This is a genomic window from Ruegeria sp. AK11 (assembly GCF_056541095.1).
In genome coordinates this window covers 1-14551 of sequence record NZ_JBQFXU010000020.1, presented here as the reverse complement: position 1 = coordinate 14551, position 14551 = coordinate 1, and the positions used below count along the sequence as shown (strand labels likewise).

Here is a 14551-nt window from a genome sequence, read left to right as displayed (position 1 = left end):
TCTCATCTCCACTCTCTGATGGTTACGATGAGCCTGAAATCCTCCGCTACGCAATCAACCTAGTCTGTTCCATGGGTGCTGATGGCGGACAACCTTAACATAAGTGTGGACCTGTTCCGTTGGGGAGGCTCATTGGGAGGCGCATTTTCCGATCTATACATCCGGTTCTCCTCGCAGTATGGACTGCGCTTCTACTATGACCCGTGTGTCGGAAGCTCTGAGGGTGACCGTATCACTCCGGAGAGCTGAGCCATGAACCCGACACTCGCAATCGCATTGAAGCGTAAAGGATACGACACGCTGACCCCTGTTCAGGAGGCCGTGTCCGCACCGGATTTGCAGGGACGAGACTTGTTAGTTTCGGCGCAGACCGGATCAGGAAAAACCATCGCGTTCGGCTTGGCCATCGCACCAACAATTTTGAGCGATGCGCAGGTTTTCGATGTGGCAGGCGCGCCTTTGGCGTTGGTTGTCGCGCCGACGCGAGAGTTGGCGCTGCAGGTCAAACGAGAACTGGGGTGGCTCTATGCGGATGCAGGGGCCTTCATTGCCTCATGCGTTGGCGGCATGGATATGCGCGACGAACGCCGGGCGCTGTCCCGAGGGGCACATATTGTGGTCGCGACACCAGGGCGGTTGCGGGATCATATCATGCGCGGCTCGATTGATTTGGCATCCGTACGCGCCGTCGTGTTGGATGAGGCTGACGAAATGCTCGACCTTGGATTCCGTGAAGATCTGGAATTCATTCTCGAACAAACGCAATCAGACCGCCAGACACTGTTGTTCTCGGCAACGGTACCGCGCGCCATCGCCACCTTGGCTGCCCGGTACCAAAGGGATGCCGAGCGTGTAAGTACTGTCAGTGAGCGGATGCAACACGCCGATATCGAGTACCGTGCGATGAATGTGGCTCCACGTGACGGTGAAAATGCTATCATTAACGTGCTACGCTACTACGAGGCACCTAACGCCATCGTTTTCTGCAACACGCGCGCCATGGTCAGCCGTCTGACAGCCCGACTGTCCAACCGCGGGTTTTCGGTTGTAGCTCTTTCCGGAGAACTGACCCAAGGTGAACGGTCAAACGCCTTGCAAGCCATGCGTGACGGACGGGCCCGCGTCTGTGTAGCGACCGATGTCGCGGCGCGCGGAATTGATCTGCCAAATCTGGATCTGGTGATCCATGCGGAACTGCCCAGCAGTCATGAAACGCTTTTGCACCGTTCAGGCCGAACTGGACGTGCAGGGCGCAAAGGTGTCAGCACACTGATCGTTGCACCGGCTTCTTACAAAAAAGCCCAAAGGCTGTTGAAATTCGCTAAACTCACGGCCGATTGGGGTGCGGCACCCTCCGCTGAAGAGGTCAAAGCGCAAGACCTGCAACGGATGTTCGGATCGGAGGACTGGCACTCTGAAATAACAAAGACCGAGCGGCAGTCAGTCAACGAATTGGTAGAAAGGTTCTCGCCAGAACAACTCGCTGCGGCATATGTCCGTCAATACAACAGGGCGCATTCCGCTCCGGAAGAACTAAACGACATTCAGGAAGCAGCGCCAAAGCAAAGCGCACCTTTTGGTCCGAGCGTTTGGTTTTCGCTGTCAGAAGGGCGCAACGAAAATGCGTCTCCGCGATATCTACTTCCTATGGTGTGCAAGGCGGGGAACATCACAAAATCCGATGTCGGTGCGATCCGTATCGTTGACGACGAGACCTATATCGAAATTCGCGAAAGCAGCGTCGCCGGTTTTTTGGAGGCGATTGGGCCGGAAATGAAGATCGAGGGTACAAAAGACATTGTGCAGTTGGATTCAGCCCCCGATTTGTCGAACTCAGCAAAGACAAGCTTCAACCGGGCTGCCAAAGGCAAGAAAGGTCTGGAAAAGACTGCACGCAAACCGAGCCGACTTGTCGAGCCGCAGCCTGCGAAAGCGCGGAAAAAGACAGTGTCCAAGCCCCCTGAAAAGGCCAAAGTTGAAGCCAAGCCCAAACTCGATGACGACAACCGCAGTGGTCTGAGTAAAAAACTTGACCGCCGCCCAAAAGGCCCGCCACCGCCAAAGGGTAAGCCCAACAGCAAGAAAAACCGTGCACGCGCTGCGGCAAATAAGGGCGGTAACGCTGTGCCAAGGCGTTCAAAATAAGTCGAAGCGTTTGCACAGGCCCTTTCCGGACATTGGCCATGCCAAAACTCCGCTGGGTTCCGCCCGTTAGACCAGACTTTCGCAGCGCCTGCGAGCCCGGGCGATAGACATAATCATACTCTGCGGACCATACTGTCGCTCCAATCGGCCATGCAAATTGATGGCAGACTCAGTTCGAGTTCTTGATAACCAGAGGATAATAATGTGGTGATGCCGGGAGTTTTTTTCGGCCAGCGCCCTGACGAATTCTTTTTTGGGATAGAACGGAAAACGGTTCGGTGCTGACAGCACCTGCTCTTTGGAGAAGTACCTTCAGTCGATCCGATGCATCGGACCTGTGGATATGTCGGACCGCACCAAAGCCAAGTGAGACAATGGAGGTACCGTTGGGTGCAATTGAGTTTCACCAGCGCTGCCGTCTATTTTTTCCCAATCCTGCGGGTCAAAGCACATTGTTATCATCTCGTTGTGCTTGTAAGGACGTTGCACTGTCCGAAAGGGCCGCGCCGTGCGGGCGTGATGGAATGGTAGACATATCAGACTTAAAATCTGAAGGGCGTATGCCCGTGTGGGTTCGAGTCCCACCGCCCGCACCAGGCACTTTCGAAAGGAACGTTCCACCACCCGTGTTGCGCGTCTTCGGGACCGCACATGCAGTGAAGCGCAGACTACGTCGTCATGGCGTCCTATTCATGACCCGGCCTATACCGGATACCCCAATTCCCGGATCAGCCTCCAGATATCCTGGTTCGCGGCTGAAAGCTGGTTGACGACCGCTTCGATTTCGCGAAGCGCGTCATCATCTACCGTATCCGCGCGACCCAGTTTTATATCGGTCTTGCGGTCAGCAATCCGCATCAGGATCGTTTTCGGGTTTCCGCTCTCCTGATCGAATGAATAGATGCAGTGGTTATACTTGTTTCGGATGCCCGAAAGCTTGCTGAGCCGTTGCGTGCGTTCAAGGATCGGGTCGCGAACCTGCGCGGGCCTTCCCTCCATCTTGGCAAGCCGTTCGACCAGATCAATACGCGCGCGGGTTGTGTTTAGGGTCAGGAAGATAATGACGGCCACGTCTTTCGACGTTCCGGAAAGGCCAGCGATCAGGTGGATCAACAGGCTTTCGGTGTTGGTCCACATATAGTTCAGCCTGCCAACCAGAAGGATCAGGCGATCGAACCGGGCTTCGAACGTATCAGTCAACGGCGGAGTGCTGCGCCTCGTGCGGCGCAACCTCATAATAGAAATGCGCGGCAGCGGTGCGGTTGCTGACGCCGATCTTGCCAACCACGTTGTGCATATGCAGTTTGACCGTGTGTTCCGTAATTCCCAGCTTGGCCGCGATCAACTTGTTGCTTTTGCCCTGCGAGACAAGTTGCAGGACCTGCTTCTCGCGACGCGTCAGCTTCAGGTACCGCGACTGCTGGTCGACACCATTTGGGACATTTGTCACTGGACGGGCTGGGATGTCCCGCGTGCGCTGGCCAGGAAAGGCGACGCAATCTGCAAGGAAGCTGGGTAAGTACAGTTCTTCATGCATCAGCAGCCTGAGGATGGCGCGCCAGGCATCGGGCGCCACATTCATGGGTAGAAACCCAATTTCGCCGAACTGCGCGCGATCCCAGGATTCAAACATATGCCGGGCCGATTCTTCTTTGCGATAGGCAAAGGCAAGACAGCCGGATCCCGTACTTTTGGTATAGGCCAGTGGGCGCGCCAACAGGTCTTCAAGCATCATCTGGTCAACAACAATAATCTTGCTGCAACCGGGTGTGTGGCCGTTCATCGCTTCGAGGGTTTCGAACCGCTGAGCGCGAACCCCGAATTCAGTTTGAACGCTTCTTAGGGTCTGATTGGAGTAGAATAATTCTTTTCCAATAAAGACAACCGAAAAATCTTCTGAATAAAGATCCTGATTGGCAGTTTCTTCTATCAATGACACACTCATCACATTCCCTCGCAAACAGGGTCAACCAAAAATCTCTTTTTTGAATTCTGGCGGTCTAAAATAGTTAACTAATCAAATAGGTAATTAACTTTTATTATACTCGAAAGCATGGTTTTCCACAACCGGGAGGAGTTCTTCCAGAGCCCGTGCCATAGAACTTTCGGTTAGGTTTCCGCTTGGGTTTTTGTGCAACCAGCGGAAACAATTGAATTATTTTGTTGCGATTTTTTGTAGGTGGGTCATGCGGGGCAGGTGAGCGCAAACTCAGGTGTATTCTAAAAGTAAGTAATAAAAACAACGTTGTAACCACCTCAAAACTTTCGACTAGCTAGGCGTGGGCGTGCGTCGCTGCGAACATGGCTGGGCTTCAATTGTCGAAGCGCCTGTCCCTGTCGCGCCGGTCATTGCGTATTTCAGCAGCCTTCATGAACCGCCGCGCTTTCGGCTTAGCCGGGAAAGGAGGTGGCCATTTAGAAACTTCCACAGACCGCTTTCAGCGCGTTCATGCGCTGCGCGGGTATTTTTGTTTCAATCTCGCCTGATGCCGCTTTTTAGATGAATGGCGGTCTGGCGTTCCAGAAATAGGAATTTGTCATGAGACGTAATGTGAATAATACAAACGTAACGACCGTCGACGAAATTAATGTCGAGAATCTGGAAGCTCCGGTAAATGTTGAAATCCCGATTGATGAGGCGTTTGTCGAAGCTGATCTGACTGCACAACAGCAGCAGCAGGACCAGACTGTCGAAAACTCCAACGATCAGGGCCAGGACCAAAATCAAGGCCAGGATCAGGGTCAGGAACAAGGCCAGGACCAAGGCCAAGATCAGGGCCAGGATCAGGATCAAGGTCAGGATCAGGACCAGACGCTCAATGCCGGAGATAACACCAACGACAATTCAAACAGCAACGCGATCAATATCGACTTTGGTGGCGGAGAGTGGATTCCGCGCGATGATGATCAGGTTGATCTGGACTTCGGAGATAACGCGTCGGTTGGCGACGTAATCACCGCAGGCCGTGATCTGAACTATGATCCCGGCGATGACATGAATGTCGATATCTCAATGGATGGTGCCGGAACCGCAATGGCGTCCGTCAACAGTCAGGTCGCCAGTCTGAGCGATGACGACACGCTGGAATCGGCGTCAGTTTCGAACAATTCCGGTTTCTATCAGAATGGTAGCGCCTATGGCGGCACCGCCAACGCTGAAGAAGGTATAGGCGTCAAGTCCAACGGTGGAGATTCGGGCGACGGTGGTACCAGCTATGGTGGTTCGGCAGACTCGACCACGCTGGGCAGCCATGCGTTTGGTGCCGGTGGCGATACCGGCAGCGCCGACGCGGATTCGAGTGGCGGCGCAGGCGGTGATACCGGTGACGCAAATAACGCCAGCATTGGTGTTGGCCTGTCCGGCGCAGGGGCTGACGGTGACAGCACCGGCGGCGACGGCGGCGACGCTGACAGTTCGTCTTCTGCTGACAACGACGGCAGCACAAGCGTTGATGGTGACGGAACCGGCGGTAACGGCGGAAGCGCAGATTCGTTTGGTCTGGGACTGGGCCTTGGTCTGTCCGGCTCGAATGCCTCGGGTAGCGCCGATGGCGGCGACAGCGATTCCGACTCGAACGGCACGGGCTTTGGTCTGGCCGGCAATGACGTAGACGCCGAAGGTTCCGACGGCGGTGACGGCAGCGCCTCGACAGACGGTTCGTCTTCGAATTCCAGCGACAGCACAACCGAAGCCAATGATGCAACTGCTGGCAGTAACGCAGCAGAAGGCAGCGCTGACAGTGGTGCGGACAGCTCGGCTGACGGAACTGGCGGACCTGGCACCGGCGGCGAAGGAACCGGTGGTGAAGGATCCGGTGGCGACGGCACGGGCGGTGACGGTACCGGCGGTGACGGCGAAGGCGGATTTGCCGCTATGGTCGAAGCTGCAATCATGGCCCTGCAGGAAGAGCTTGGCATGGTTGATGCCGAAGCGGGTGAAGGCGGTGACGGAACCGGTGGCGACGGTTCGGGCGGCGATGGCGCTGGTGGCGATGGCTCAGGCGGTGACGGTTCGGGCGGCGATGGTTCCGGTGGAACCGCCGACGCGGATTCGGATGCGCAGGGTGTTGGCGACCAGTCCGCAAGCGGCCCCGACATCAACCAAAGCCCGGGTGACGTGAACGGTGCGTCCAGCAATTCGCAGAACACGGATGGAAGCGGTGGTGATGGCGGATCCAATTCGGCCAACGGCACAGCGGACGCAGCGGGCTCTGGTACGTCTGCAGCAGACGGTGACGGCGGAGCAGGCGGCACAACGACGCCCACATCCACGTCTTCGGGCAACGGTGCCGGGTCTGCTGATGCGGCCAATACCGCCGGTGATGGCGGAGCGGCGGATGTATTCGGTGATGCCGATACAAACGGCGCCGCCGACAGCCTGGCCGAAGCTATCGCCGGATACGGTGGTTCGGGCATGTCCGATAACGATGCCACATCGACCGGTTCGGGCGATGCGACCGGTGCGGCCAGCTCGGGTGCAGGTGGTGCCGGTGGCGCGTCCGCCGCAAATGGCGGAGCCAGCGGATACTCGACCGGCACAGCCATGTCCGGTGACACCATGGGTGGGACCATCACGGGCGGCAGCGCGGCTGGTGCGTATTCGGGTGACGGTGGTGCAGGCGGCAACGCTGGCAACTGGGGCTCGAATAACGGTGGCGATGGCATCGTGACCGGCGAGTCCTATGCCTCGGCAGCGGCTGTTGTCGACACCTCGGCCTTTAACCAGTCGATTGTCATGGGGGCCAACGTGCTTGGCAACTCGGTCGATACGACCATGGTCGGTGGCTCGATGACCTCGTCCTACGCAAGCGACGACAACGACGCATAAGTCAAAAGGCGGGGCCCGCATTATCGGGCCTCGCTGTTTTCGAAAATGCCGGGGCCGCGTGCAGTGGCCCCGGCCCAACTGAACCCAAAGCGGAAATTCTGGCCGGTGCGGGTGAAAAAGGATGACCGACATGGCCCTTGACGCAATTACGGAAACGATAGCGCATTTTGTTGGAACATTTGAACTTACGATCGAACAGGCCCGGCTGCGGGACCAGTATGATGAATTCACTGCCCTGAGGCGAAAAGCTGAAATTGACGGGCTGGACGATCCTGCTGCGATCCATATCAGGGCCGATCTTGATATCCCGGTGGGCGAGTACAAACTCCTCCCATACAATTTTGCCCCACCTCAACCTAACCTGCCACTACCAGATGCGCCGAAGGGGCCTGTACATGAATCGGTGATCATCCTTGGTGGAGATGGGCCGGTTTCCGAGCGTTTTGTACCGGACGACACGATTGGACCGTCATCCGCGCCAGTGCTTGTCATTCTGCGGCCTGACAATGTGCCGTTGGGGTCGGCGGTGAGTTACGTTAAGCAAAAGGTTTTCCTGCGCGACAACGACACGGTGGGCGAGGGTGAATTTCGCGACACGGATGCGCTGATCGCAAAAGGTGAGCAGATGCTGGACATGGCGTTGTCACTTCATGCCGTGGCAAGCCCGTCATTTTCACTCGCGGACTACCAGTCAATCGAGATGGTCGAGGCACTGGCCGAACAGATGTTGAACCCGATGAACGGGGATGTGGATGGAGTCACCGTGTATCAGTTCCATGGCGATGATGCCTTGGGCGTGATCGTCAATGGCGAGCACATGGCCGAAGCACCTGAATGGACCGACCTGTTGCCTGCTTTCCATCAGCCGGATGAAGCGACTGGCGATGAAGCGGACACGCCGTGGCCCGCCGAATGGGATCAGTCCAAGGATTCCGATTTTGACGACGGGCATCTGGTGGTGACCGGTGGTAATCTGGCGATCAATGCAGTGTCTGCGACTATTGGTTGGGTGGATGCTCCGTACATTGTTGTAGGCGGGCAGGCCATCAATCTGACGGTCATCAGTCAGGTCGCGCTTGTTTCCGACTGGGACGTAGGTGCCATGAATGCCGGAAGCGGTACCAACCTGGTTCAGTCTTCGGTGATCGAAGTCGAAGGCAAAGAGGCCGCCTGGCTGGACGATGTCGACGGGACAAGCGGCCAGCCCGCTTATGTTGTTGTCGACTGGGTTCACGGCGATCTGGTGGTCGCGAATTTCATCAACCAGAGTATAGATGCCACCGATATCGATCACATTCAGACCGAAATTTCAGCCACATCCACGCTTTACGTGCTGGGCGACAACGAAATGTACAATGTCGCCGATATCGTGCAGTTGGGGAGCTATTACGATCTGATCATGATCGGCGGAAACATGATTTCAGTCGATGTGCTGGTTCAATCCATGGCCCTTATGGATGACGACATCATCAGCGGCGGAGTGCCCGCGTCGGTGATGGACGGTGATGAAAACCTGCTCATGAACGACGCGTCGGTCAAAACGATCGGCAAGGACGTTCACCAGGATATGCAACAGAATATGGCTGACGCGCTGGCCATACAGGAAATGGACATGGGCGCGTTGGAAGACGCGCTTCTGAATGATCCGATGTTCGCCGGGATGGAGCAGTTGCGCGTCCTTAAGATCGACGGAGATCTTATGCAGGTGAACATCGTCAATCAGGTCACGATGATGCTGGATCAGGATGATATTGACCTGTCGGGCCCGAATGCTGCCGGGGCCGAGGTTGTCGCAGGCAGCAATGCCATGCTGAACTCCGCGCATCTGACCAAGATGGGTGTGGACTCGACAGTCATGGCAGGTGACGGTTCGTATTCCGATCTGCTGTTGCATCAGGCCAGCCTGATCGACATGCCGGACAACGACGAGATTACCGCGATGACCAATGAGGCAATTGCCGCCATCATGGGTGACATGACCGTCGCGCAACCGGATGCGGCTCTGGCGCTGAATGCCCCGGCTCTTGATCCAACAACACCTGACGACGGCCTGCAAACCATGCTGGCCTGATCCCCCCAAGAATTTTATCGAGTGACCAGAAGGTTTCTAAATGTCGTTTGTTTTTTCGTCGCGCCGCCACCCTTTATCCAGCCCGCTGGACAGGCAAGGCGGGTTGGGTCTGAAGCGTCAGGATCCCGAACCTGGGACAGATCCTGCAAAACGGGCCACAGGTGCCACCACCCGACTGCATCTGACGCAGGAGTTCCGAGTGCCTGAACCAGATCAAAACCGGCCGGTTGAAAACGATGCGTTGAAACCGGCCAAAGACCAGAAACACTCATGTGAACAACCGCGCGCTGAACCTCCCCATCGGCGTGCGCCGCCGCAGCCCGTGCAAGACAAGGACATTGCGGGCGGTGGTGACGGGGTGGCTGATGCTGACGGCCCGGATCACGCAACCGCGGACGAAACGACAGCGCGCAAGACCCCCTCTGCGCGCACGTCCGGCGCGGATCACATGGGCGCGACGATCGAGGCCAAGGCAAACCAGCCACTGTTGCGGACAAATTCCGGCGGCGGTGACGGGAACGGGCCACCCCAAACCTTTCACAAGCGCACCCCGCCCGAGGATTTCCAGCGCACATTGCGGGATTCGATCCGGGCGATCCGGCGTAACCTGGCATTTGTTCTGGTGCTGACCTGCGCGACCAATATTCTGATCCTGTCGATCCCGATCTACCTGTTTCAGATCAGTGACAGAGTTCTGACCAGCCGGTCCTTGGATACGCTGATCATGTTGACCGCGATCGTCGCCGGGGCTGTGATTTTTCAGTCTGCATTTGATGCGGTGCGGCGGTTTACGCTGATGCGAACCGGTGTCGAGGTTGCCGTTCGTTTAGGTGCACCGGTGCTTAGTGCGGCTGCGCACGCGTCGTTGCACGGAAACGGGCGCGAATATCAGACTCTTGGCGATTTGCAGCAACTGCGCGGTTTTCTGGTCTCGGGCACTTTGATTTCGTTTCTGGACGTGCCATTCGCCCCTCTGTTCATTCTGATGATCTTTCTCGTGCACCCGCAACTGGGCATGATTGTCGTGGTGACGGCGCTGATCCTAATGACGATTGCGCTGATCAACCAGAAAATGACAGCCAAACCCTTTGCCGAGGCGAACAAAGCGCAGTCCATGGCGAACCTGCATCTGGATTCCATGTCGCGCAACAGCCAGATCATCAACGCCTTGGCCATGATCCCCGAGGCGGTGCGGATCTGGGGGCGGGACACGGCCCAATCCCTGACCTGGCAGGTGCGCGCGCAGGACCGTAACGTGATCTTCGCGGCGATCTCGCGCGCTGTTCGTCTGCTGACACAGATTGGCATTTTGGGATGGGGCGCATTTCTGGCACTGCAGGGAGAGATTACCGGCGGCATGGTGATCGCGGCCTCGATCATTGCCGGGCGCGCCTTTGCGCCCATCGAAGGTTCGATTGAAGGGTGGAACAGCTACCTGCTGACGCGCGCGGCCTATGGGCGGATCAAGGCGCTGCTGTCCACCTCGGCCCTGCAACACGAGAAGTTGCGCCTGCCGCGCCCCGAAGGCCGGCTGGATGTGGAGCGGTTGCTCTATGTCCCTGGTGGAACCAAACGTGTGGTTCTGAACGGGATTACCTTCTCACTCACCCCCGGTGAAACATTGGCCATTATCGGCAATTCAGGTGCGGGCAAAACCACCTTGGGCAAAACCCTTGTCGGGTCCGTTCTGCCCACGTCGGGAAGTGTGCGGCTGGACCTGATGGATATCCGCAACTGGGACCCGCGCCAGTTTGGAGAAAGCATAGGTTATCTGCCGCAGGATGTGCAGCTGTTCCCCGGAACCATCAAGGACAATATCGGCCGGATGCGTGCCGATGCCACGGACGAACAGATACATGACGCCGCTGTTCTGGCCGATGTACACAACATGATCGCAACCTTGCCGCAGGGATATGAGACTGTGGTGGCCTCCGATGGATCGCCTTTATCGGGCGGACAGAAACAACGCATTGCGCTGGCGCGGGCGTTTTTTGGGAACCCACGAATGGTGGTGCTGGACGAGCCGAACTCGAACCTTGACGTTGCCGGGGACAAAGCCTTGGCGCGTGCCATTGAACAGGCGCGCGAAAGCAAGATTACCGTGGTCGTCATCACGCAGAAACCGACCCTGCTGAATGTGGTAGACAAGATCATGTTGCTGACCGATGGGCGCGTCGCATTGTTCGGTCAGCGCGAGCAGGTTCTTCAGCAGATCAACGGGCCGCGCAAACGGACCGGAATTGAAGGGCAACAGGGAGGCTGACCATGAATGACCTCGTACCCGTAAGGCACTCTGCCGGTGAACCTGACGTCTGGTATGCGGAAGTTCCGCGCTCGATCAACCGCTTCATTGTCATCGGTATAATCATGTTGGTCGTCTGTTTTGGCGGTTTCGGAGTGTGGTCCTTCAGCGCCCCGCTGGCGGCGGCGGTCATCGCGCAGGGCAGTTTTGTCGCCACCGGACGCAACAAGATTGTCCAGCACCTTGAGGGCGGGATCATCGAAGACATCAAGGTCACTGAGGGGCAAACGGTTCAGGCAGGTCAGGTGCTGATGACGCTGGATCAGACCTCGGCCCAGGCCAATGAGCGCGAGCTGTTCATCCGCAAACTGCGCTTGCAGGCGATGACCGAGCGGTTGCTGGCGGAATATGGGGAACGGGATCGTCTGGTCTTTACGCCAGATCTGGTCGAGGCCTCCAAAGACGTGGAAGTCATGGCCATTCTCGACGGTCAAATGCTGAGCTTTGATGTGTCGCGCAAGACCTTGCTGAATGATGTGGCACTTTTGGAACGCAATATGGAGGCTTTGAAGATCCGGGCAAGTGGCTTTGAGGCCCAATTGGACAGCATGGTCACACGTGCCGAGATCTTGCAGGAAGAGTACGAGTCCAAAAACCAGCTTTTCCAGAAAGGGCTGGTTCGAAAGGGCGAATTGAACACGATCCGGCGTGTGCAGGCCGAAGCCGAGGGGCAGCAGGCCCGGTTGCAGGCCGAGGCCGCTGAAATCAATCAGATGCTTCTGAAATACCAGGAACAGATTACGCGCACCCGATCCGCCTATCGCGAGGCTGCACTGGATGAATTGGGCGTGGTCGAGGCAGATCTGGAAAGCGTGCGCGAAAAATCCCGTCAGGCCCGTAATGTCCTGGACCGGGCCGTGGTACGGGCTCCTGTGACCGGGACAGTGGTTCGCCTGCATTATCATACTCCGGGTGGTGTGATCGAAACGGGCGAACCCATTGCCGAAATCCTGCCTGCCGATGCGCCGTTGATTATTGAGGCGCAAATCCCACGCACCGAGATTGATAGTGTGGTAACCGGGCAGACCGCCTCGGTGCGACTGATCGCGCTCAATCAGCGCACAACGCCGGTTTTGTACGGAGAAGTCTTTTATGTCTCTGCCGACGCGCTGCTTGAAGAGGCGGCAGGCGTTCCAAAAGAGGTATATCTGGCGCGTATCTCACTTACCCCAGACGAGCTGCACCGGGTCAGCGGCTTTGTTCCGACCCCCGGCATGCCTGCGGAAATTATGATCCAAACCGAGGAACGAACTTTTGCGGCCTATATCGCCAAACCTGTGTCGGACAGCATGTCGCGCGCGTTTCGCGAGCAATAACCTAGGTGCCTAAGGCCGTTGGTTCATCTACCTCAAGTCGCGTTCTGATCCTTTTGGGAAAAGCGTGAAAGTGAGGGTGTGTACCTTTGACGGCGCAAGACTTGGGATTTCACAAGCTCCACATCCTTGGCGGGTTGGCGGATCGGCTCAACGGTGGTTGCGAAATCACAGGTTCATGAAGCGCCAGATTTCCGCATCTGATGCAAATCAATGCAAAACACATTCGAATCGAGACATGTTTGGCCGGAAGTCATCATAAGGAACACCCGACCATGTTTCGCCTTGCCGCCATGCTGTATTCACTGATCGCCACTGCCATTTCAGGTTCTGCCGTAATCGCTGTGCTGTCTGCGGGATTGGTTTCCGTCAGCGCAATTGTCGGCGCAGCAGTTGCCGGGGCGGTGATCGCTGCTCCGGCATCGTGGATGGTGGCCCGGCGCTTGTACCGGGGCACCTGATCAGGCGTTCAGGAACGTCCGAACCGCTGCTTCGAATTCACGTGGTTTTTCGGCGTGCAGCCAATGCCCGGCTCCGGGTATTTTGGCAAAACGCGCGCCGGAAAACAGCGAGCGGATTTCAGGGCGGTGTTCCGGCAGGACATAATCCGATGCCGCGCCCGACAGGAACAGGGCGGAGCCATTCCATGTGGCGTCCAATTTGGGGAAGCCCATGATCTTTGGCATCTCGGCTGCAAGAACATCCAGATTAAGCAACCACCGTTTTCCCTTGATATCCAGCGATTGGGTGAAAAAGCTTTGCAACGCTTTCTCAACGCCTTGATCGGCCAGCTGCATTTCCGCATCCGACCGGCGGGTGATGCGCGAAAAATCAACAGCCCGCATGGCCTCGATGAACTGGATTTGGCTGTGCGCGTATTGAACCGGCGCGATGTCGGCGACCACCAGCTTGTTCACCAACCCATTGTGCCGCAGGGCCAGGGTCATGGCAGCCTTTCCGCCCATGGAATGCCCAAGAACATCCGCCACGCCGCCGATCTGTTCTATGACTTCGGCGATATCCTGTGCCAGATGGGGATAATCGTGGCTCGGGTCCCACATGCTGTAAGCATGGTTGCGCATGTCCACCGCCACAACCTGCCGTTCGTCTGAAAGCCTTTTGGCAATGACGCCCCAATTCCGAGCAGATCCGTAAAGGCCGTGTGCTATTACCAGCGGTGGGCGGGCGGTCGGTTCGCCATGTACAATCGTGTTCAGCATAGCTTGCGTGATACAAGCGCCTACAGCGGATCACCAGCCCCATTGTAGGTCTTTGTGGTGCAGGCTAGATTGCGGCGGCAGGAGAGAGCCAATGCCTCAGGACCCAGACATTCAGACCCGGATCGCCGAGACGGTGGCCTTGCTGCGTGCCAAGCTTGGCGTGCGCGACAAGACGCTAGAGGCATCCATTCGCAAGGCAAAACGACGCCTGCCGCGCCGGGTGTACCGGCAGGCCATGGTGCTTGCCCGGTCCGAGGCGATGGCGTCGCACCCGAAGATGCGGTTGATTCTGGATACTCCCAAGCTCGTCAGGGCGTCGGACGTAGTGCAGGATCATCTGGGAAGCATCAATCTTGCGGATCGCAGGTGGGGCTGGTTCCTTGGATTGCTGGGGGGGCTGGCTTTCAATCTGTTGGCTCTGACAGCGCTGTTGCTTGTTTTTCTGTGGTGGCGCGATTTGATTTGACTTTCAGACGGCTGCCAAGCTGACGCGTGGCCAGATCCCCCTCTATCGAAGCGACTGCTCAAACAACAAAAAAAACGGCGCCTCAAGAGCGCCGTTTTCTTTTCTTTTTCAACGTTTACAGGTTCGGGTATATGGGGAAGCGGTTGCAGAGGTCTGCGACCTGGGCGCGGACGCGGGCTTCGACTTCGGCGTTGCCGTCTTCGCCG

General features: G+C 57.1%; 10 protein-coding genes and 1 tRNA gene. 8 read left to right on the top strand and 3 right to left on the bottom strand.

The genetic code is table 11. From position 1 onward, the window contains the following. Positions 1-252 precede the first annotated feature (252 nt). Both ACR0D9_RS20190 and ACR0D9_RS20185 read left to right on the top strand, forming a co-directional pair. Complete coding sequence (locus ACR0D9_RS20190; protein WP_480540050.1) at positions 253-2145, top strand: DEAD/DEAH box helicase; 1893 nt, start codon at positions 253-255, stop codon at positions 2143-2145. 510 nt (positions 2146-2655) lie between these two features. After that, positions 2656-2741 (top strand) — tRNA-Leu (locus ACR0D9_RS20185). 106 nt (positions 2742-2847) lie between these two features. Here the strand turns inward: ACR0D9_RS20185 and ACR0D9_RS20180 are convergent. Next, on the bottom strand, positions 2848-3345 hold the full coding sequence (locus ACR0D9_RS20180; protein WP_245220737.1) for a hypothetical protein: 498 nt from the start codon (positions 3343-3345) through the stop codon (positions 2848-2850). After that, positions 3338-4090, bottom strand: a complete 753-nt coding sequence (locus tag ACR0D9_RS20175; protein ID WP_480540048.1) for a helix-turn-helix transcriptional regulator — start codon at positions 4088-4090, stop codon at positions 3338-3340. The genes ACR0D9_RS20180 and ACR0D9_RS20175 overlap by 8 nt, the downstream gene beginning before the upstream one ends. A gap of 606 nt (positions 4091-4696) precedes the next feature. Here ACR0D9_RS20175 and ACR0D9_RS20170 point away from each other — a divergent pair. From ACR0D9_RS20170 to ACR0D9_RS20150, 5 genes are all read left to right on the top strand, one after another. After that, the gene (locus ACR0D9_RS20170) at positions 4697-6973 is read left to right on the top strand and encodes a hypothetical protein (protein ID WP_480540046.1); all 2277 of its coding nucleotides are present in this window, start codon (positions 4697-4699) and stop codon (positions 6971-6973) included. A gap of 130 nt (positions 6974-7103) precedes the next feature. Continuing rightward, a complete protein-coding gene (locus tag ACR0D9_RS20165; RefSeq protein WP_480540045.1) occupies positions 7104-9044 on the top strand; it encodes a type I secretion protein in 1941 nt (646 codons plus the stop codon). Positions 9045-9084: 40 nt separating this feature from the next. Then, positions 9085-11307 carry a type I secretion system permease/ATPase gene (locus ACR0D9_RS20160; RefSeq protein WP_480484914.1) on the top strand — a complete coding sequence of 741 codons (2223 nt, stop codon included), beginning with the start codon at positions 9085-9087 and terminating at the stop codon, positions 11305-11307. A gap of 2 nt (positions 11308-11309) precedes the next feature. After that, positions 11310-12662 carry an HlyD family type I secretion periplasmic adaptor subunit gene (locus ACR0D9_RS20155; protein ID WP_480540043.1) on the top strand — a complete coding sequence of 451 codons (1353 nt, stop codon included), beginning with the start codon at positions 11310-11312 and terminating at the stop codon, positions 12660-12662. 272 nt (positions 12663-12934) lie between these two features. Further along, a complete protein-coding gene (locus ACR0D9_RS20150; RefSeq protein ID WP_267368020.1) occupies positions 12935-13120 on the top strand; it encodes a hypothetical protein in 186 nt (61 codons plus the stop codon). On the opposite strand, the gene ACR0D9_RS20145 is transcribed toward ACR0D9_RS20150, so the two are convergent. Beyond that, entirely contained in the window at positions 13121-13879 is a 759-nt protein-coding gene (locus ACR0D9_RS20145) for an alpha/beta fold hydrolase (RefSeq protein ID WP_480489417.1), read from the bottom strand. Between the two features lie 91 nt (positions 13880-13970). On the opposite strand from ACR0D9_RS20145, the gene ACR0D9_RS20140 reads away from it, so the two are divergent. After that, positions 13971-14345, top strand: coding sequence for a hypothetical protein (locus tag ACR0D9_RS20140; protein WP_209507997.1), 375 nt, complete (start codon positions 13971-13973; stop codon positions 14343-14345). The last annotated feature ends 206 nt before the right edge of the window (positions 14346-14551 follow it).